Origin of the sequence: Rhodopseudomonas rhenobacensis, assembly GCF_014203125.1 — a bacterium.
Classification (GTDB): domain Bacteria; phylum Pseudomonadota; class Alphaproteobacteria; order Rhizobiales; family Xanthobacteraceae; genus Rhodopseudomonas_A; species Rhodopseudomonas_A rhenobacensis.
Genome location: NZ_JACHIH010000054.1, coordinates 1 through 18,920, shown reverse-complemented (window position 1 = coordinate 18,920; position 18,920 = coordinate 1). Strand labels below are relative to the sequence as shown.

18 protein-coding genes and 1 pseudogene are annotated in these 18,920 nt (G+C 60.5%); 11 read left to right on the top strand and 8 right to left on the bottom strand.

Annotated elements, in window-relative coordinates; all coding sequences use genetic code 11:
• Positions 1-128 precede the first annotated feature (128 nt).
• Positions 129-404 (top strand): annotated as a pseudogene (locus tag HNR60_RS23515) (ATP-binding protein); the annotation flags it as partial.
• A gap of 462 nt (positions 405-866) precedes the next feature.
• On the opposite strand, the gene HNR60_RS23510 reads toward HNR60_RS23515, so the two are convergent.
• Positions 867-1,526, bottom strand: a complete 660-nt coding sequence (locus HNR60_RS23510; RefSeq protein ID WP_184262771.1) for an aspartate/glutamate racemase family protein — start codon at positions 1,524-1,526, stop codon at positions 867-869.
• Between the two features lie 316 nt (positions 1,527-1,842).
• On the opposite strand from HNR60_RS23510, the gene HNR60_RS23505 reads away from it, so the two are divergent.
• Both HNR60_RS23505 and HNR60_RS23500 read left to right on the top strand, forming a co-directional pair.
• Positions 1,843-2,616 (top strand): IclR family transcriptional regulator, encoded by a 774-nt coding sequence (locus HNR60_RS23505; RefSeq protein WP_184262769.1) that lies wholly within the window; start codon positions 1,843-1,845, stop codon positions 2,614-2,616.
• A 19-nt stretch (positions 2,617-2,635) separates the two neighbouring features.
• Positions 2,636-3,484 carry an ABC transporter ATP-binding protein gene (locus HNR60_RS23500; protein ID WP_184262767.1) on the top strand — a complete coding sequence of 283 codons (849 nt, stop codon included), beginning with the start codon at positions 2,636-2,638 and terminating at the stop codon, positions 3,482-3,484.
• Here HNR60_RS23500 and HNR60_RS23495 read toward each other — a convergent pair.
• From HNR60_RS23495 to HNR60_RS23480, 4 genes are read right to left on the bottom strand one after another with little or no spacing between them, the layout of a single operon-like run.
• Entirely contained in the window at positions 3,481-4,623 is a 1,143-nt protein-coding gene (locus HNR60_RS23495) for an acetyl-CoA acetyltransferase (RefSeq protein WP_184262765.1), read from the bottom strand. The two genes, HNR60_RS23500 and HNR60_RS23495, sit on opposite strands and share 4 nt — an antisense overlap.
• 11 nt (positions 4,624-4,634) lie before the next feature.
• Positions 4,635-5,024, bottom strand: coding sequence for a Zn-ribbon domain-containing OB-fold protein (locus HNR60_RS23490; RefSeq protein ID WP_246433077.1), 390 nt, complete (start codon positions 5,022-5,024; stop codon positions 4,635-4,637).
• Complete coding sequence (locus tag HNR60_RS23485; RefSeq protein WP_184262756.1) at positions 5,024-6,025, bottom strand: ABC transporter substrate-binding protein; 1,002 nt, start codon at positions 6,023-6,025, stop codon at positions 5,024-5,026. Before HNR60_RS23485 ends, HNR60_RS23490 begins: the two co-directional genes overlap by 1 nt.
• A 30-nt stretch (positions 6,026-6,055) precedes the next feature.
• Positions 6,056-7,234, bottom strand: a complete 1,179-nt coding sequence (locus HNR60_RS23480) for an FAD-dependent oxidoreductase (protein WP_347339373.1) — start codon at positions 7,232-7,234, stop codon at positions 6,056-6,058.
• Between the two features lie 211 nt (positions 7,235-7,445).
• Between HNR60_RS23480 and HNR60_RS23475 the strand changes: the two genes are divergently transcribed.
• The 5 genes from HNR60_RS23475 (at position 7,446) to hydA (ending at position 13,116) form a co-directional block, all read left to right on the top strand.
• Positions 7,446-8,123, top strand: coding sequence for a GntR family transcriptional regulator (locus HNR60_RS23475; protein ID WP_184262751.1), 678 nt, complete (start codon positions 7,446-7,448; stop codon positions 8,121-8,123).
• Between the two features lie 12 nt (positions 8,124-8,135).
• Positions 8,136-8,891, top strand: coding sequence for an ABC transporter permease (locus HNR60_RS23470; RefSeq protein WP_184262749.1), 756 nt, complete (start codon positions 8,136-8,138; stop codon positions 8,889-8,891).
• Positions 8,888-10,489: a gamma-glutamyltransferase family protein gene (locus HNR60_RS23465; protein WP_184262747.1), complete on the top strand. Its 1,602-nt coding sequence runs from the start codon at positions 8,888-8,890 to the stop codon at positions 10,487-10,489. The genes HNR60_RS23470 and HNR60_RS23465 overlap by 4 nt, the downstream gene beginning before the upstream one ends.
• A gap of 156 nt (positions 10,490-10,645) precedes the next feature.
• Entirely contained in the window at positions 10,646-11,602 is a 957-nt protein-coding gene (locus tag HNR60_RS23460; RefSeq protein WP_184262745.1) for a dihydrodipicolinate synthase family protein, read from the top strand.
• A gap of 44 nt (positions 11,603-11,646) precedes the next feature.
• Complete coding sequence (gene hydA / locus HNR60_RS23455) at positions 11,647-13,116, top strand: dihydropyrimidinase (protein ID WP_184262743.1); 1,470 nt, start codon at positions 11,647-11,649, stop codon at positions 13,114-13,116.
• Positions 13,117-13,305: 189 nt separating this feature from the next.
• Here the strand turns inward: hydA and HNR60_RS23450 are convergent, their stop codons facing one another.
• Both HNR60_RS23450 and HNR60_RS23445 read right to left on the bottom strand, forming a co-directional pair.
• Positions 13,306-13,740: a VOC family protein gene (locus HNR60_RS23450; protein ID WP_210313757.1), complete on the bottom strand. Its 435-nt coding sequence runs from the start codon at positions 13,738-13,740 to the stop codon at positions 13,306-13,308.
• The gene (locus HNR60_RS23445) at positions 13,737-14,747 is read right to left on the bottom strand and encodes an isopenicillin N synthase family dioxygenase (RefSeq protein WP_184262741.1); all 1,011 of its coding nucleotides are present in this window, start codon (positions 14,745-14,747) and stop codon (positions 13,737-13,739) included. Before HNR60_RS23445 ends, HNR60_RS23450 begins: the two co-directional genes overlap by 4 nt.
• A gap of 267 nt (positions 14,748-15,014) precedes the next feature.
• On the opposite strand from HNR60_RS23445, the gene HNR60_RS23440 reads away from it, so the two are divergent.
• From HNR60_RS23440 to HNR60_RS24530, 3 genes are all read left to right on the top strand, one after another.
• The gene (locus HNR60_RS23440; protein ID WP_184262739.1) at positions 15,015-15,947 is read left to right on the top strand and encodes a LysR family transcriptional regulator; all 933 of its coding nucleotides are present in this window, start codon (positions 15,015-15,017) and stop codon (positions 15,945-15,947) included.
• 650 nt (positions 15,948-16,597) lie between these two features.
• Entirely contained in the window at positions 16,598-17,617 is a 1,020-nt protein-coding gene (locus tag HNR60_RS23435) for a hypothetical protein (protein WP_184262737.1), read from the top strand.
• A 791-nt stretch (positions 17,618-18,408) separates the two neighbouring features.
• Positions 18,409-18,636, top strand: a complete 228-nt coding sequence (locus HNR60_RS24530; RefSeq protein WP_430695034.1) for a DUF6538 domain-containing protein — start codon at positions 18,409-18,411, stop codon at positions 18,634-18,636.
• A 95-nt stretch (positions 18,637-18,731) separates the two neighbouring features.
• Here HNR60_RS24530 and HNR60_RS23430 read toward each other — a convergent pair.
• Positions 18,732-18,920 (bottom strand): DUF3024 domain-containing protein (locus HNR60_RS23430; protein ID WP_488266380.1); only part of this gene is annotated, 189 nt, incomplete at its 5' end.

The following is an 18,920-nucleotide window of genomic DNA, read 5'->3' as shown; positions in this document are numbered from 1 at the left end:
CCTGCTGGCCTCCCAATTCCAGCATCAAGCTTGAATCAGAAACCGCCTGATTTGGGAATCCCCCATCGATTCAGCCAAGCGTCATCCCGCTCTAGGGCCGCCTGCTCAAAACCATCAGCCGCGTGCAGCTACTGGTGCGCGACGATTGGGGCCTGTCGGTGCTCAACCCGTCAGAGCAACGCGACCTTCTCGAGATCCTCGATGATCGCCACGGTCGCGCCTCCACCGTCGTCATCAGCCAGGTCCCAGTCGATCAATGGCACGCCGTCATCGGCGACCCAACATTGGGCGACGCCATCCTGGACCGCCTCGTTCACAATGCCCACCGCCTCCAACTCAGCGGAGAAAGCATGCGAAAACAGAACGCCCGAAACCGAACGCTTGACGAAGCCGCGAACCCCTGAACCAATCACCAAGTCGGCCAAAGCGGCTGCTCATGATCGCGTGAAATGTCTGCTCACGATCAAATGAAACGAGTGCTCACCATCGAGTGAGATCGCCGCTCGCGATAACCGAAATGCACAATGACACTGCACAATCATGACGGCGTTGCCAGCCCGCCTTCATGACAAAGCTGGAAAACTCTAGCTCTCGGCGGTCCAAAGAGTGGTCTCAGAGCAAGAGCAAGAAAATTCTAACCGCGGGTGGTCCAAAGTCCGGTCTCATAGCAAAGCAACCAGGACTTTGGCCATCGCGGGAAGAAAGAAACGGCTCAGGTCACCGATGTTGAAGAGCAATAATATAGAAGCCCGCACTTTTGTCTAATGATCCGCCAATTCTGAACAAAGCCGCGGACGTAGGATAATCATCGGCGATGACGCTCCTTCCCTCCATCGACCAAGTCGGGCATTCTGTATGACGCTGGATTATTGAGACAGCGCGACCCGCATTTGGGCGAAGCCGACGGCAGCCTGTACGGGGTCGATCACCGGAAGACCGACATGCCGCTCGATCTCCCGTCGGTGTTCGCCCAGACCGGCGCAGCCCAACACGATGACCTCGGCGCGGTCGTCCTGCTTGAGGCGGGTGGCGACGTCCTTGACCCGCTCGATGGTGTCCTGCTCGTTCAGCCCTGCCGTCCCGGTGCCGATCGAACGATCGCCGGCAAGCCTGTCCATCAGCGACAGTTCACGCAGATAGCGCGCATGACGTCCGATGGCCGCCTCACTGATCGACACGATGCCGAAACGATGGCCGAACTGGATGGCCGCGTGGTAGGCGCTTTCAGCTATTCCCAAGACCGGGACGGTCAACTCTTCGCGTAGCAAGTGAACGCCGGGATCCGCAAAGCAGGCGACCACGACGGCCGCCGCGGGCATGGCGCCGATCGCGCGTAGCATCGCGGGGCCCGCTTGCATGACGTGTTGTTGCGTATCGATTCCTGGCGGCCCGTCGATGACACGGACGGTCCGGACCGGAATGGTTGAAGCCGCAAGCAACGGCTCGATCGACCGTTGGATCGCCTCCGTCATCGAAACCGAACTGTTCGGATTGACGACGACAATGGATGCACTGGCGGCCGTCACAGCTCGGGCCCTTCGCCAAGCTTTTGCTTGATGAGCGGCGGCGCTGGCCGCCCCTTCAGCGAAGGAAAGCGCGTGAGGCGCTCCGAGGAGGCGTAGCCCTTAAGAATCGCCCGCCGCCCATTTGGCCACCGGTCCTCGCTTATCGGCCAACTGCACCCTGTTGCCATTTCGCCTCGCTGTCGGACGGAAAATCCCATTCTCGGGAATACGAATTTACATTGTGAGAATATCGCCTACGATAGCACAGTCAAGTGGAGGCCGTTGACCGTGCCACGGCCGCGTCACGCGCTGGGCAAGGCCGTTTTGCGAGGTCGAATTGAGTGAAACCGAAAGGACAGGAGCGCAGACGCTGGAACGCGGCCTGGACCTGATCTGGCATCTCTTGCGGTCGGATACCGGCAAAGCGTCCGTGGCCGAACTAGTCAACGCCATTGGCGTGCCCAAGAGCACGGCCTACCGGCTTCTCAAGGTGCTTAAGGAACGTGGGTTCGTCGAGGAGGCTGCGGGCGACGGTCAGTACAGGCTCGGCTATCGCGCGCTGCAATTCGCGGCTGGTGGAAACTACGAGACGGTATTGCGGCAATTGCTGTTGCCGCATCTTCAATCGCTGGCGTCGGTGACGGGTGAAACCGCAATCCTGACGATCAAGCGCGGCGCGCAGGCCCTCGGCGTCGCCTATGCGCAAAGCCCGCAGCCCGTGCGTTTCAGCTTTCAACCCGGGGTGCTGATGCCGCTACACGCCGGCGCGTCCGCGAAAGTACTTCTGGCCTTTGCAAGCGAGAAGGAGAGACATCAAATCCTTTATCGCCAACAGGGACCGTTGGACGGGCCGGCTTTCGATCCTTCCATTCTGGATGACGAACTCGCTCACATCCGGCGGGTCGGATACGTGACGACCGAGTCTGAAGTCGACACGGACACCACCACGATCGCCGTTCCACTCCTCGACATAAAAGGCCGGCTTGTTGCGGGTCTCAGCGTCGGCGGACCGAGCTTCCGTGTCACCGGTGCGGCGCGGGTGCGCATTCTTTCCGCGCTTCGCGAGGAGGCGAACCTGATCTACCGCACGGCGCTTTTGTCCGATTGCTGACCTTGCCCAGGAGCATCACATGACGGTGACCCCGTTCGTCCGAGAAATCCCGCTGGTCTCCATTGAAAATGTCGACCTCGTCTATGGCGATGACGGCGGGGCGCCCGCCGTCGCCGGCCTCTCGATGAAGGTCCGAAAAGGCGAATTCCTTGCGGTGGTCGGACCGTCGGGGTGTGGCAAGTCGACGCTGATGAAACTGATGACCGGCCTTCGGATTCCGCAAAAAGGCGTGGTGCTGGTTCAGGACGCGCATGTGACGCATCCGATCTCGATCGTCGGGATGGCTTTTCAGAATCCGACATTGTTGCCTTGGCGGACCACCATTGAAAACATCATGCTTCCATTGGAGGTGGTGAAGCAGCACAAGCGCCGCCTCCGGTCTCACCGCACCGAATATCTGCAGAAGGCGAGAGCCCTGCTGAAGCTCGTCGGTCTTGAAGGCGTGGAAGATAAGTACCCGTGGGAACTCTCGGGGGGAATGCAACAACGCGCCAGCTTGTGCCGCGCGCTCATCCATGAGCCGGAACTGCTGATGCTGGACGAGCCTTTCGGCGCGTTGGATGCCTTCACGCGGGAAGAGCTCTGGCTGGCTATTCGCGACATCCACGCTGCCAGCGGCGTGACGGTCGTGCTGGTGACCCACGATCTCCGGGAGGCGGTGTTCCTGGCGGACCGGATTTTGGTCATGTCGTCGCGTCCCGGACGGGTGTCGTCCGAACACACAACTCCGTTCGCTCGCCCGCGGCCACTGGAGCTGCTCTACGACAACGAGTTCAATCGGGTAGTACAGACCCTTCGAGACGAGATCATTCGCGCTCGGCTTCCGGTCGATGCGGCGGGTCGTCTAGACAATTGCCACACGGGTTAACGCGACGGCTGGCGACCCCATATCGCCGTCGACTGAGTCGACAGGTGGCCGCCATTGCCATGGGTCAGTCCGAAGCGCGCTCCGTCGACCTGCGCGGCACCGCCGTCGCCACGTAGTTGGCGGATCGTCTCAGCGATCAGGAACAGGCCGTACATGCCGGGATGGGCGGAGCAGAGACTGCCGCCATTGGTATTAACGGGCAGTCTGCCGCCTGGAGCAATGGCTCCGCTTTCGACCAAGGGGCCGCCCTTGCCCTTGTCGCAGAAGCCGAGATCCTCCAGGAACAGGATGGGATAGATGGTGAAGCCGTCATAAAGCTGCAGCACGTCGATATCGCTCGGGGCGAGCCCGGCCATTGCAAAGGCAGCGGGAGCAGTCTGCGCTGCCAACGTCGTGGTTAGACTTGTTGCCTGCGCGATACGCCGATGTGAGATCGCCGTCGCCCCGCCAAGGAAATACACCGGAGGCCGTCGATATCTTTCGGCGCGATCACTTGCCACCATGATGACCGCCGCGGCGCCGTCGGTCATCTGACCGCAATCATGAATGCTAAACGGGCGCGCCACATAAGGCGCGGCCAGCAGCTGTTCGATCGAGAGCGGGGGAAGCGGAGGAATTTCCGGGTTCAATGCGGCCCACCGCCTCGCGGACAAGGCGACGGCGGCCATTTGTGCCCGTGTCGTGCCGTAAGCATGCATGTGGGCGCTGGCAGCCAGAGCGACGCCAGCGATCGGAAACTGCGCACCAAATTCCGCCTCATGCAGCAGCGGCTCGTGCAGCGATAGCGGCGGCGTTTTATTCGAGCCGGCATCGCTGCCGTAGACCAGCAGCGCGACGTCGCACAAGCCCGCGGACAGCGCCAGCGTCGCCGACATCGCGTAGTGGACGAAGGACGCGCCGCCGATATTACTGGCATCGATCCAGCGCGGGTTCAGTCCGAGATACTCGCTGACCGAAACCGCCGGCATGAAGTTGACGAGATTGGTGGTGAAGATCCCGTCGATGTCGCCCACCTGGATTCCGGCGTCGCGCGCCGCGGCCGCCGTCGCATCTGCGATCAGCTCAAGATGGGTCCTGCCATGGCCGCTCGGAAAACCGGCCAGTCCGACACCCACCGCCGCGCTTGCAGCTCTCAGCATCGATCGGGATGTCACGTCTTGATGCGGAATGACGGGAAGTCATCATGCAACCGCGCCTTCGGGACCAGAACCGCTGTCATGCCGATGATGTCGCCGTCAGGCGGGTCAACCAGCTTCGCCATCAACTTTATTCCTTCGTCAAGCTGAACAATGGCCAAGGCAACGACGCTCTCGGCTCCCGGATCGCCCGGCCGCGCGATCATCGTGAAGGATTCGACGCGCCCCACGCCCGCGGAGTCGCAGAATATCAGATCCTGCGAGCCGCAATGGGTGCAGATCGCTCGGGGGTAAAAGATGGCAGCGCAACAGGCCCGGCAGCGCTGGAAAGAGAGACGGCCGCTCTCGCGACGCCGCCTCCACTCCGCTTCAGGACTTGCCGACGACGACCCGACCTGCTGCATCACGGCATGCGTTCCGCAGCAGGCGGCAGGAAACTGGCGTCGAAGATGCTGTCGGGAGCCGGGCTCGATTTGAGTTCGAAGACCTTCGCGTTCGCATCGATCAGTTGCTGAAGACGCTGTGGCGTCACCCCGCCAAAACCGTTGGCCTTGACGTCTTTCGTCAGCAACGCGCGCTCGACGAGCAGCTCGAAACGCTTTTCCTCGGTTGAATTGTCGATCATGCTATCAACTGCCTTGAGTGCGGCAATCGCTTCCGCCGGATGCGCCAGCGCATATTTGGTCGATTTCACCATCGCCCTTGCGAAGGCCGTGACAATTTTGGGATTCTGCTTGGCGTAGGCCGGCTTGGTGACGACGGTTGTGCCGTACAGATTCAAGTTGTAGTCCGAATAGGGCAGTATGGTGAAGTCTTTCGACGTCATGCCCATCGATGTCAGGATGAACAAATTGGTCGCGAACCCCCCAATCGCATCGAGCTTGCCTTGCGCGAACAAGGTCTCACGGAGTTGTGCCGTCACCGTCTCCCACTTCACCTTGGAAGCATCGATCCCGTTGGCTTCCGCGAAAGCGGGGAATAGATTGCGGCTGGCTTCGCCTTCCGGCGAGCCGATCGTCTTGCCTTCAAGATCCTTCGGGGTCAGGATCCCGCGATCCTTTCGACCGAACAGAACCGTGAGTGTGCTGTCGTAGTACTGGTAGACGCCGACCAGGGCCTGGTTCGGGTTGGTGACGTTGAATTTGACCAGCGTGCTGATGTCGGCCAGGCCCATATCGTAGGCGCCGGCGGCGACCTTGTTGATGGTGTCGCCGGATCCAAAGCCGCGATCGATCGTGATGTCGATGCCTTGCTCCGTGAAAAATCCTTTGTCCTTGCCGAGCAGGAGGACGGAACTCGGCGCTTGGGGAAGCCAGTCCAGGGCGAATTTTAGCTTTGTATTCGCGAGCGCGCAGGATGCCGACAAGAGGGTGGCCGCGCAGGCGAGCAGGACGGTGCGTCTCATCACGATTCTTCCTCCGGTGGACGTTGGGGATCAGCTGAACAGCGCCGAGGATTCCAATTTCTGACCTAGATGCGTGTCGACGAGACCGCGTTCCGCGATGCGCATCCGTGCATTGAGGATTGGAAAATTCTTGAAACACCAGGCGACGGGCCAGCGCATGAAGGCCAGGTTGTCGGGGAAGCGGTTGGCGAACACGTCGAACCGGATCGCCCAGGCTTGGGTTCTGTCGGTGATGTAGCGCACCGTCGTCTCCCAATCGCGCAATGCCGTTGCCACATCCTGATGCTGCGTCAAAGCTGCAGCCAGTCCCCGCGCATTCATGATTGAAACGCCGGCCCCTTGTCCCAGCGTCGGTGGCATGCCATGCGCGGCGTCGCCGATGATGGCCGCGCGGCCCACCGACCATTTGCTGCACTTCACCGTCACATACTGATGCGGAATGGACGGCGCGCGCGCGATCTCCTGAAAGAAGTCCGCGAGCACCGGGATCGACCGGGTCCACAGTTCAGCGTCCGATGGAAGCTTGCCGGCCGCGTGGTCGCTGGCCTTGCAGACCTGGTAGACGTAAGTCGCGTCCGGTCCAGCGGGCGCGATGCCGATCCGGCGGTTGGGACCCCAGAATTCGCGGTGAAACGGCTCGACGGCAAATTTGCGGTGCGGCAGCAGGTAGCGGTTGATGGTCGTCGGCAACAGCCGCGGCTTGGCCAACTCGCCAAAACTGGAGCGAAGACGGGAATGGACGCCGTCGGCTGCGACCACCAGGTCCGCCTTCCTCTGGGAGCCGTCCCTCAGTGTCAACGATCCGTCCGGGGAGATGCCGACCGCTTCCGCGCCGGTCACAACCTCGACGCCCGCATTGACGGCGGCTGCCAAGAGTTCCTCTACCAAGGCCTGGCGCGGCAGCACCGTGACGCGCGACATTCCGCTCAGCGAGCGCTCTTCCATCACGGAGCCGGCGCCATCGACCGTAATTTGATGGGATAGTTCCGTGCCGCGGGCGCGCAGCGAGTCGAGCACGCCGAACTCCTCAAGCACCTCGATACTATTATTTCGCAGAAATATTCCGGCCCCGACTTCGCGGATGGCCGGCGTGCGTTCGTTAACGCGAACTGACCAGCCGGTACGGGCCAGCATGAGCGCAAGGGATAATCCGGCGATTCCGCCTCCGCCAATTTCCGCGACTCGTTTGCTCAAAACATAACCTCGCACAAAATTCGATCAGTGCGACGGATCGTATCCAGCGCCGATCGAAAAGCAAGCAAGAAATTATTCCACTTGTATACCTTGCGCATTTCTAAAAAATCCCATAATGCCCTTAGTGGTGTTTGCGTGTTTGCTATTCTTGGCGGCCGAGGAATATCTCCGGAACATGTTCGCGGCAGCAATGTCTCGAAGACAAATATGCAAGGGAGGGCCTGCAATGGGTCAGACATCGTCGCAGTTGGCTTTCGCGGCCGTAAAGAAATGGATCAAGATGGGCGATCTGCCCGCGGGCTCGGTCGTCAACGAGCGCGACATCGCGGAAAAGCTGGGTCTGTCGCGAACGCCGGTCCGCGAGGCGCTAGGCCGTCTCGAGGGCGAGGGGCATCTGGTCAAGCACGGCCGTTCCGTGTTGGTCAGCCAGATCAGGGTGGAGGAGGTGCTCGAGATCCTGACCCTACGTATCCTGTTGGAATGCGAAGCCGTGCGGCTCGCCGCCACGCGTATTCTCCCGCAGCAGATCAAGTTCATCCGCCAGAAGCTTGACAGCCTCACCACCGCCGAGCGCACGGCGCCGATCAAGCATTGGGGTGTCGATGACGCCGTGCATCTGACGATCGCCGAAGTGAGCGGCAACAAACTGCTCTTGAAGACGATCTGCGAACTCCGTGAGCGCACACGGATGTTCGACGTGGATCGCATACCGAGCCGTTTTGATCCGGGGCGGCAGGAGCATTTCGAAATTATCGCCGCGCTTGAGGAGCGAAACGCCGATCTCGCCGTCCAGCGCATGCGGCTGCATCTCGAGAATGTGCGTCAGAGTATTCTCAACAGTCTCGCCGGGGTGGATGTGGCGGTCCCGCGCCCCGCGGCGACGGTTGACAAGGCGGCTGACTAATCGGGAGCGGGCATGCGCGGATCGAACCTCAAAGCTTTGCTGGTGCTGCTGCTGTTTGTCGGGTTCTGGCAATTTGCCTGCAGTGCGGTGAAGATCGACAGATTCGTGTTGCCGTCGCCGCTCGACATTGTTCACGCGATCCAGGCCTATGGGCCGCAACTGCTGGAGCAATCGACCCGGACGCTGTGGGTCACGCTGACCGGGCTCGGCATTGCCGTCGTTGTAGGCATTCCGCTCGGTCTCGTGGTCGGCGCCTCCCGCAACGTCCATGACAGCGTCTATCCGTTGATGGTGGGGTTCAACGCGGTGCCCAAGGTCGCGCTGCTTCCCATTTTGGTGGTCTGGTTCGGGGTCGGCGCCTACACCGCTGTGGTGACGGCGTTCGCGCTGGCGGTCTTTCCGATCGTCGTCAATCTCGCCATCGCGATCAGAACGATCGAACCCGAGATCCAAGACGTGCTGCGCTCGCTCGGCGCGACGCGCACGCAGATTCTCATCAAGATCGGCCTGCCGCGCTCGCTTCCTTACTTCTTCGCCAGCTTGAAGGTCTCCGTCACTCTGGCCTTTGTCGGCTCCGTGCTGGCGGAGACCGTGGCCGGGAGCGCGGGTGTCGGCTACCTGATGATGGCCGCGAGCGCACGGTTTGACCTGCCGTTGGTGTTTGCCGGGCTGTTTGCGATCGCCGCGATGAGCGTGGCGATCTACTACGCGGTCGAATGGTTTGAGCGTCGCACCACCGGCTGGGCGAACCGCGGAGGCCGGGCATGAGCCCATTCACGTCCCTGCAGGGGGAATACAACGTCGCCCGACGTCCCGTGATGTCGCGCAACATGGTCGCCACCTCGCATTCCCTCTCGGCGCAGGCGGGGCTGCGCATGTTGTTGAAGGGCGGCAGCGCCGCGGACGCGGCCATCGCCAGCGCCATCTGCCAGACGGTGGTGGAGCCGACCAGCACGGGTGTGGGCGGCGATGCATTCGCCATCGTCAGTGATACCACTGGTGAGCTTCATGGCCTCAACGCGTCGGGCCGCGCACCCGCCGCATGGACCTCGGATCGCTTCGCGGGCCGCGAGACCATGCCGCCCCGCGGGTGGGATTCCGTCACCGTTCCCGGCGCGGTGTCCGGCTGGGTGGCGCTGTGGAAGCGGTTCGGCAGGCTGCCTTTTCCGGAGCTGTTCGCGCCGGCGATCGAATATGCGCGCAACGGCTTTCACGTCACGCCGACGGTGGCCGCGCTCTGGCTGCGGGAGGCCAAGGAGATCGCGACCGAGCCGGGATTCGCGGAGACCTTTCTGCCGCGAGGCCGCGCGCCGGAGGCCGGAGAGCTGTTCGTCAACACCCATCTGGCGGTTTCGCTGGAGCGCATCGCGCAAACCGAAGGCGAGGACTTCTATCGCGGTGCAATTGCGCAGAAGATCGCGGAACATTCGCGCCTGCACGGCGGCGCGATGACGACGAACGATCTCGCCGCGCACACAGCGGACTGGACGACGACCCTATTGCGAAAGTTTCGCGGCGTGGAGCTGCACGAGCTGCCGCCCAATGGACAGGGCGTCACCGCGTTGATGGCGTTGGGGATGCTCGACCACGTCGGCATCGAAAACCACCATCCGGACAGCGCCCAGGCAATGCATCTGCAGATCGAGGCGCTGAAGCTGGCGTTCGCCGATGTCCACGCCCATGTCGCCGATCCGGCGAGCATGGCTATCGATCGGCACCGGCTGCTCGACGACGACTATCTGCGCAAGCGGGCGCGCCTCATTGATCCGGAGCGGGCGTCCACCAACCCTTCCACCGGAATACCGACGCATGGCAGCACGATCTACGTTGCCGCGGCGGATCGTCAGGGCATGATGGTCTCGTTCATCCAGTCCACCTTTGTCGGCTTCGGCTCCGGCATCGTGGTGTCCGGCACCGGCATCCATCTGCAGAACCGCGGTGCGGCCTTTTCCCTGGAAGCTGGGCATCCAAATCAAGTGGGGCCGTCAAAGCGTCCGTTGCACACCATCATCCCCGCTTTCCTGAACAAGGCTGGGAAGCCGCTGATGAGCTTCGGTGTCGTCGGAGGACCGATGCAGCCGCAGGCACATGTTCAATTGGTACTGCGGACGCAGCTCTTCCGTCAAAATCCCCAGGCCGCGTTGAACGCTCCGAGATGGCTCGTGATGGATGGCAACCGCGTTGCCGTCGAGACGACCATGCCGCGTCAGGAACTGGAGGCCCTAAGGGCGCTAGGCCACGATCTGATCATGCAGACGCCGGACAACACATTCGGGTTTGGCGGCGGCCAGATCATCCAGCGATTCGGAGACGGATACATTGGTGCATCAGACCACCGCAAGGATGGGATGGTCGTCGGGTTTTAAGTCGGTCCCAATCACGGGTGATGAGTGGGCGGCGAAAGAACGGGGCTGGCGTCAACGATTTATTGCGTCGATCGGCCTTCGGGCCGTGCGCAGCGAGATACAACTTACGGCGACAAGCTCGCCATGATGTTAAAATCCAGGAAAGCGGGAGCCGAAATGAAATCTGGCCTGTTAAACGAACGCGCGTCGGGCGTCTTCATTATCGCGGCGACGCCGTTCGATGATCAAGGTGGACTCGATCTCGAGAGCACGGACCGGATGATCGACTTCTATCTCTCCTGCGGGGTCTCCGGCATCACGATGCTCGGCATGATGGGGGAGGCCAACAAGCTCAGTTCGCTGGAGAGCACGGCATTCATGAAGCGCGTCCTTGCGCGGGTCGCGAACAAGGTCCCGGTCGTGGTCGGAGTGAGCCATCCGGGCGTCGATCCGCTCGTCGAGTTCTCACGAGAAGCCATGGATCTCGGAGCGGCGGGGGTGATGATCGCGCCGGTTTCCACGCTGCGGACCGAAGAGAATGTACTTTCGTATTTTGCCGGCGTGATGCAGAGGCTGGGGCCCGACGTGCCCGTTGTCGTGCAGGACTATCCGCAGAGCACGCTCGTCAATATGTCGCCGGCGACGATCCAAAAGATGATCGAGCTGCATCCGCAATTCGTCATGCTGAAGCATGAAGACTGCCCAGGCCACAGCAAGCTCACGAGGATTTATCGAGGCTGCCAAGATGGCCTGCATCGATCCATCAGCATCATGGTCGGCAACGGCGGACTGTATCTGCCCCAGGAACTCAGGCGCGGCGCCAGCGGCGCGATGACCGGCTTTGCCTACCCCGAGATGCTGGTGGCGGTCTGTCGGTTGTTTGCGGAGCAGAAGCCGGAGGCGGGTGAAGATCTCTTCGACATCTATTTGCCGTTGGTGCGGCATGAGGTGCAACCGGGACTGGGATTGGCGATCCGAAAGGAGGCGCTGCGCAGGCGAGGCGTGATCGAAAGCAGCTTCGTTCGCGCGCCGGGAGCGAAGCTGACCCGCGACGATCTTGTCGAACTGGATTCGTTGATGCGCCGGCTCGAACGGCGCCTGGACTCGAATTCGATACGGTCGAAGCTCGCCTGAGGGCGGTGCAAAAGCAGCTATCCGGCCATACCGAGGAGTGATTGATGACCGAACCCGCCTACGACCTTGTCATCCGCAAAGGCCGCGTCGCAACGGTGAGCGACGTATTCGAGGCCGATATTGCCATCGCAGGCGAGGTCATTGTCGCCATCGGCCGGGATCTGCCGGCAGGAAAACGCGAGATCGACGCACGGGGCAAGCTGGTCCTGCCCGGCGGCGTCGATAGTCACGCTCATATCGAACAGCTCTCGGCGGCCGGGATCATCAACGCCGACACTTTTCAATCCGGCACCACCTCGGCGGCCTTCGGCGGCACCACTACGGTGATTTCGTTCGCCGCGCAGCACGTCGGCATGGCACTTCCCCAGGTCTTGGAGGACTATCACGCGCTCGCCGCAAAGGGCGCCGTGATCGATTATGCCTTCCACATGATCATCGCCGATCCAACGCCGGAAACGCTGCAAAACGATATACCGGCTTTGGTCAAACAGGGGCATTCCTCCATCAAGATCTTCATGACCTACGACCGGTTAAAGATCGACGATGAGCCCTTGCTGGACGTTCTTGTTGCGGCCCGGGAATCCGGAGCTCTGTTGTGCGCGCACGCCGAGAACCATGGCATCATCAGTTGGATGGTGAAGCGGCTACTTTCGCGCGGCTATACGCAACCGAAATATCACGCCATCAGTCACGCCAGGTTCTCCGAAGCAGAAGCCTTCAACCGGCTGATCGGCATGGCGTCGTTGATCGATCAGCCGATCATGATCTATCACGTCTCGACCGCCGAGGGCGCAAAGGTCATTCGCGATGCGCGCGGACAGGGATTGAAGGTGTTTGCGGAAACCTGTCCGCAATATCTCTTCCTCACGGCGGAGGACCTTGATAAACCAGGAGCAGAGGGCGCGAAATGGATGTGCAGTCCGCCGCCGCGCCACGCTTCGGATCACGAAGCGCTGTGGCAGAGTCTTGCGCTGGGTGATCTTCAGACCATTTCATCCGACCACGCTCCGTACCGTTTCGACGAGACCGGGAAGCTGCGCGCCAGCGGCAATCCTAACTTCAAACAGATCGCCAACGGTCTGCCCGGACTCGAGACGCGCTTGCCGCTGCTGTTCGATGCCATGGTGTCAAAGGGACGCCTTGGGTTGCAGAAATTCGTCGATCTGACGGCCACGGCGCCCGCCAAGATCTACAATCTGCATCCTCGCAAGGGCTCGATCGCAATTGGCGCAGATGCCGACATCGCGATCTGGGATCCGGACCGTGAGGTCACGTTGACCGACGCCGCGATGCACGACCTTGCCGGTTATACGCCTTATGCCGGGCGCACGCTGCGCGGCTGGCCGGTAACGGTCCTGTCCCGGGGGCGCGTGATCGTCGAGAACGGGACCAGCCTGGCCGTTGCTGGCTCCGGCCGCTTCCTCGCGCGCTGCGGCGGCGACGCCGCAATTCCGACGGGCCGGCTTGTCGCAGATATGGATCCGGCGCGAAATTTCGGCGCCACACTGTTGTGAGCGGGGCTTAACGTGGAATCAGAAATGGCGATCCCATGGTCACGGCGACGGCGCGGACACCGGCGAGGTGGCTTGCGCAGCGACCAGAGCGACTTCGTTCTGGTGGTCCGGCGTACGACGGCGGGCGGCGGGCGTCGCTTGCCTGTCGCCCGCTCTCTCGGGTTCTGGAAGATTCGTCGGCCGGCGGCGTTATGCTGCGGGTGTCGCCGGAGCTCTGCGATGGTTGACCCGGAAAACGTGTCCTTCCGGATCTTCAAGCACGACCTGACGGGCGTTGTAGATCGTGTCGTATGGCTGCTTCACGATTTGTCCGCCCAAGTACTCCGCTGCGGCCGCGATGCGATCCACCTGCGACGGCGAATCGACTTCAAAGGTGAAGTAAACGCTCACTCCATCGCCTTGGCGCGCTTTGCGCGCGCCAAGGCCGAGCAGATCATAGGCTGGAGCCGCGTTGAATCCGAATTCCATGCCGCCTGCATCAAGGCAACGGTAGATGGCTGAGCGGCGGCCTGTCAGTTCGGGAAGCCCGAGCAACTCGCTATAGAACCCGGACAACGCGACGATGTCTTTGGCGAACACGTTGGCATAGGCCATCCGAGTCGTCGATGCTGTCATATCGTTCATGCTGTTTTGACTTCATAACCGTAGGACCGCCGGAACATTTCGTTCAGATGCTCTTCGGCAGTGCAGGTTGCAAAGAGGGGGGGGCGTGCTTCATCAACGCAGGTTGGAATGGCTTCGATAACGCTGGTGGGGAACGGCGAATAGAAGAAAGGAATAGAATAGCGGTCGCGGTCGCTGACGTTGTTGTTCACGCGATGCAAGTTCGACATGTACACGCCGTTCGTCCACCTCGCCATGAGGTCACCGAGGTTGATCACAAAGGTTCCGGGTATCGGCGTGGCCTTAATCCAATCCTCTGCGATGCTCTTCACTTCGAGACCGCCGACGGAATCCTGCGCGAGGATGGTGATGCCGCCCCAATCGGTGTGGGCGCCGGCGCCGATCTGATTGAAGGCCGCGTCGGATGGCTGTGAGGGGTATTTGATCAGCCGAAGCGCGCCGGCGGCGGCCGGTGCGTAGAAGCGTTCGAACCAGTTGCTGGGCAGCTCCAGCGAAAGCGCAAGAAGACGGAGGATCCGCGCTCCAAGGTCGGTCATGGCGCCGTAATACGTGATGAACTGGTCCCGCAATCCCGGGATCTCCGGCCACTGATTATAGCCGAAAGGTCGCAAGGGTTTTGGGAACCGGGGATCATTGGGTTCGATTTCGAGACCGCAATAGAAGCTCTCCTTCAAATCCGGAGGAGCCTTTTCCGCGGTGTCGTCCTGGCTATCCAGCGTCTGTCCTCCAATCGGCTCGTATCCGGCACTCGTGGGAGACTTCTTCATGTGGATTTTGAGTTTAGCGTCGAGCGGCAAGTCGAAAAGGCTCTTGGCCGCAGCGAACTGGGCGTCGATCAGCTTGGACGGAACCCCGTGATTGGAGACATAGAAGAACCCGGTCTCACGGCATGCCTTGTGCATCTCAAGGGCAATACGCTTGTGGGCATCTTGATCCGCGCCAAAACTATCGCCGATATCGATGATTGGAATAGATGTGGCAACTTTCGGCGGTGAATATAGCAGCATTCGCTTCTCCTTGGATGGATGGACGACATCTAGCGGAGGTGCGTGGCGCCGAACTGTATCGGGAGGTTTGCAGCGCGTGATCTGCTTCGCCTTGTTTCGAAGCGCGGCGCTCAAGTCACCTTCCACGGTTTTCGCTATTTCGAATTCGGTGCGAGCATCTCGAAAGCAAAGTCATCAGTTCCTAAACGCGCGTAAAGCATTGAATTACGAACGCGCGAGTGCGAAAAAGAGATCAGATCATTAAGATAAAATGGAGCAAGAGCGGCAATGCTGCACTCTAGGTTGTTGCGCTATCTTGATGAAGTAGTCAGCTCGGGGTCGATCCGCCAGGCGGCGGAAAGGCTCAACGTCGCATCGTCATCGATCAACCGACAAATTCTGGAACTCGAGAGCAAAATTCAAGTGCCGATCTTCGAGCGGCTGCCGCGCGGTTTGCGGCTTACGGCGGCCGGCGAAATTCTGATCACCCACATTCGCCAAACGCTTCGCGATCATGATCGCGTACAGTCCCGCATTTCGGAATTGCGCGGATTGAACCGTGGCACGATCAAAGTTGCCACGATGAGCGGTCTGGCGAGCGGCGTTCTGTCCCGGCTGGTCGTCAGATTCCGCGAAGAGTATCCCGGCATTAAAATCGTCGTTCATACTTATCTGGCGGACGCAATTCTCAACGCCGTCGAGCAGGCAGATGTTGATTTTGGCTTTGGCTACAACCTGCGCGCCGACCCGAGTCTGCATCTCCTTCACGTCTTTGCCGCCCGGCTCGGCGCTATCGTCTCGGCCCAGCATCCGTTGGCCAAGCTCCCCGGCGTCCGACTGGCGGATTGCTGCAACTATCCTGTGGTGCTGGCCGACAGCACCACGTCGATTTACCGTCAGGTCCACAATGCGTGCGTCGGTTCAAAGGTCACGCTGAAGCCGACGTTCGAGACGAACTCCGTCGAGCTGATGAAATATCTGGCGATTCGCGACAGCGCGGTCACGTTTCTGAGCGCGACCGATGTGTCGGAGGAGATTCGCGACGGCGATCTGGTGTTCTTACGAATCCTTGATCAATCGCTGAAGAGTCATCCGCTGGCGATGATCCATCGCGCCAACACCTCATTGGCTCTTTCGCCCGCCTTGTTTGCCGAGATGCTTCGGATCGAGACCTTGAAATTGCTGGAGAGGGGCCATCTTGCTCAGCAGGATATGGCGTGACGAGCTGATCGCCACGATTGGTTGAAGTGGAACTGGCGCGATTCCGCCGCGATAGCGGTTTCGTCTTCGCGAGTTCCGCGCGGGCTTTGCTACCTCGAGTGCTCGCTCAGGTGCGTTGACGGGCGCGTGGCCGAGTGGCTGATCGCACCGCAAGCCGTCAAGCTCTCCTACAAGGTCTCGTAATAGTCATCTGCGGACTCGCCGATTTCGATCTGCGCGTGCGGATTGCGATCTGTGCTGTCGGCGCTTCAGTTGTTTGGCGACGAGCGCAGTCGCGATGGTGCGGCATATCTATCACGCTCGGCTGCCAAATGAATGCTGTGATCTCTCGGCCTCGCGCAATTGGCGCGACAACTCGCGGTAGCGTCGCGACGGACGCTTCAGCTAATCGCATCGAACATCGACGATGATGTGGAGCATCTGCACGTCGCCAAGTCATTAAGCCCGCTATCGCAGCATGCTTTGCCCGATGGTGAGGCATAATCGAAGTCGCGATCGCATCGTCGTATCTTGCGCTCAGGTGAAAGATGCGGTGTCGCAGCCACTGCTGCGTTTTCCGCAGTGCCGTCGACGCAATTTACTTCTGGTCCAATCAGGGAAGTGTCGACAGTGTCTAGCTGCAAGACACAGTCAACTACGGGGGGTTAGGAATGTCTCTACGGACTCACGCGCTGGCAGGCATGTTACTGCTATCGTCGATCGGCGCGGTTGCTGCGGCTGATGCGGCTGATGCTCCAAGGAAGGCGCCCGCGCCAGTTGTCGATGTGCCGTTCTTTTCGGTGAACGACAACCGATTGAGCTACGCCTATCTTCCGACGGCGACCAATCCGGGCGGCGCGAATGCGGGGCGTATTGAAAAACACGTGTTTGCCTTCACCCATTTCGACGCGTGGGCTTACGGGACGAACTTCATCAACCTGTCCTATCTCAGATCCAACGATCTTGATCCCGCCAACCCGTGTCCCGTGGTGGCGACCGGGTGTACGGGCAGAAGCGACTTCTTCGGCCAAGTGCGAAGCACCTTCGGCTTCAACCAGATATTCGACACCCGCGCCTTCGCGTTCGGTGCGCTGAACAATGTCTCATTTGAAGTCGGCGCCGATCTAGGTACGTCGAATAGCTATTTCGCGTCCGCGACGAACGGCTTCCTCGCCGGCGTGCAGTTCGCCTTCACGCTTCCTTACAAGGGATATATCAATGTCGCGCCGGTGTTCTTTGAGGCCATTGACCACAACGGGTTTCAGCAGTGCGGTCTTGTCGCGCCACCCTGCCTGACGGATGGTGCAACGCGGACCGATCCGACGTGGAGGATTGAGACAAACTATAACATGCCGCTCGGGTTTCTGCCGGAGTCGTTGCCGTTGTCGATCAGCGGCTATCTGACCGTCACCGGCCCCAAAGGCACACAAGCTGCGCCGCTTACCGTTGATCGACCGTCCAATGCCCCAACCAAGGTCGAAATACTCACCGAGCCGATACGCCTGACCCTGGATGCGAGCAGAATGGCGTGGGGACCGAAGTACACGCACTTCCTTGACGTGTGGGTAGCTTATCGGTACTGGCAGAACAAATTCGGTTACGATCACGTCCTGAGCGGTAGCTGCACGGGTCGGTTCTCCGGATCCTGCACCGAGAGCTCGCTCTATACGGGGGTCACCGTAAAGTTCTGATCGGGCAGGTGCGGAAACGAGGCCCGTGGTGTTTTGAGTTGTCGAAAATGCCATGAAGGGGAAGGATATCGACAGCAAAGCTTCAAATGCGCCGGCGGCTTGGCTCCCGAATGCCAGGCCGCCGGATTTAACGATCCCGCCAGGCGAGTGATGACGTTCTCTAGAGGTTTTCAGTCAGCAGCCGGCTGCGGGAGGGACGGCCCGGTTGCTTGCGATCGAGATCCGGGGGATGAGTCGGGCGGACAGTGTTGGAGTAGCGTCGCCCGCTTGCGATGACGATCTGGTCCTTGGTCAAGTGTAGAAGGCTTCGCGTAAGCATCCGGTGATGCTTTCAATTAGCCACATTGCCAGGTCGGATCTCGGTAAGTCGCGAGAGACCGCGCAAGCCCCAAAGCCAGCGGCATATCACGCCTGCGACAGCCAGTTCTCAGCACGTGAAGGATACCTTCGCAGCCAAGACCTCAAATCTCCACGGCCAACAAGTGTGATCTCGGTCAAAACCAGCCCGCATTTTGACCTAGATCGAAAATTGGAATGAGGCGAGCGGTCGCGGTTTTTAGCTCTGGCGTGTTTCGTCCATCGAGGATGGTGGCGCATGGTGTATGCTTAGGTGTATGTAACAAAAAAACGTACACTTTCGATATCGATAGAATGGGCGTTTCTATGATTTTTTTGGCGGGCACTCTCTCCGCCACTGAAGAAGTAAGGCTTTCATATCCTTACGCTTTTCCGAGCGCAAAGCTGGCAGTTTCCGACCCCTGGTACAGAATCTGGGCCAGCGGAGCGCCATTTTGCAGCTTCTTCCTCGACTCGTCCGTCGTGACGCGATCTTCTATTTTCGGATGGCGGTACCGCGCCAACTCGTACCGCGCGCAGGGCGGAGCGAGATCAAAGCGTCACTCCGGACCAGCGACCCTTTGACCGCCAAAGTGCGCAGCCGCCTCCTGAGCAATGCGTTCGACGCGCTCTTCAAGAGGCTGGGGGGCCATGCCGCAATTTACCACGGCGACGATCAATGAGCTCGCGCGGGGCTGTTTAGGCAGGGTAAGCATCCGGTGAGCCACGCGGCGGGAGGCCTCCGGGGATTGCGGTCAGGATCGGGTGTGACGAGTTGCTAGTGAGGATGCAAGATCCCGTCGGTCTCGATGGTCTTCAGTGCCGGTTCCAGCGACAAGTCGCGGTGAAGGCGATACCAGGTTCCGGTGTGTCGATGCCATTGCAGATCGAAGCGGTCGCGTCCGGTCCAGTCGAGGCGCGTGAAGGGCGCGTCGAACTCGTCGCCCAAGCTCTCGGCCCAACCGGA

What these genes read in the sequence shown, in the direction of transcription:
- HNR60_RS23465 (WP_184262747.1), top strand. Translation starts at nt 8,888, where the DNA reads ATGAGCCCATTCACGTCCCTGCAGGGGGAATACAACGTCGCCCGACGT.
- HNR60_RS23495 (WP_184262765.1), bottom strand. Translation starts at nt 4,623, where the DNA reads ATGCTGAGAGCTGCAAGCGCGGCGGTGGGTGTCGGACTGGCCGGTTTT.
- HNR60_RS23460 (WP_184262745.1), top strand. Translation starts at nt 10,646, where the DNA reads ATGAAATCTGGCCTGTTAAACGAACGCGCGTCGGGCGTCTTCATTATC.
- HNR60_RS23490 (WP_246433077.1), bottom strand. Translation starts at nt 5,024, where the DNA reads ATGCAGCAGGTCGGGTCGTCGTCGGCAAGTCCTGAAGCGGAGTGGAGG.
- HNR60_RS23445 (WP_184262741.1), bottom strand. Translation starts at nt 14,747, where the DNA reads ATGCTGCTATATTCACCGCCGAAAGTTGCCACATCTATTCCAATCATC.
- HNR60_RS23450 (WP_210313757.1), bottom strand. Translation starts at nt 13,740, where the DNA reads ATGAACGATATGACAGCATCGACGACTCGGATGGCCTATGCCAACGTG.
- HNR60_RS23470 (WP_184262749.1), top strand. Translation starts at nt 8,136, where the DNA reads ATGCGCGGATCGAACCTCAAAGCTTTGCTGGTGCTGCTGCTGTTTGTC.
- hydA (WP_184262743.1), top strand. Translation starts at nt 11,647, where the DNA reads ATGACCGAACCCGCCTACGACCTTGTCATCCGCAAAGGCCGCGTCGCA.
- HNR60_RS23500 (WP_184262767.1), top strand. Translation starts at nt 2,636, where the DNA reads ATGACGGTGACCCCGTTCGTCCGAGAAATCCCGCTGGTCTCCATTGAA.
- HNR60_RS23485 (WP_184262756.1), bottom strand. Translation starts at nt 6,025, where the DNA reads ATGAGACGCACCGTCCTGCTCGCCTGCGCGGCCACCCTCTTGTCGGCA.
- HNR60_RS23435 (WP_184262737.1), top strand. Translation starts at nt 16,598, where the DNA reads ATGTCTCTACGGACTCACGCGCTGGCAGGCATGTTACTGCTATCGTCG.
- HNR60_RS23440 (WP_184262739.1), top strand. Translation starts at nt 15,015, where the DNA reads ATGCTGCACTCTAGGTTGTTGCGCTATCTTGATGAAGTAGTCAGCTCG.
- HNR60_RS23475 (WP_184262751.1), top strand. Translation starts at nt 7,446, where the DNA reads ATGGGTCAGACATCGTCGCAGTTGGCTTTCGCGGCCGTAAAGAAATGG.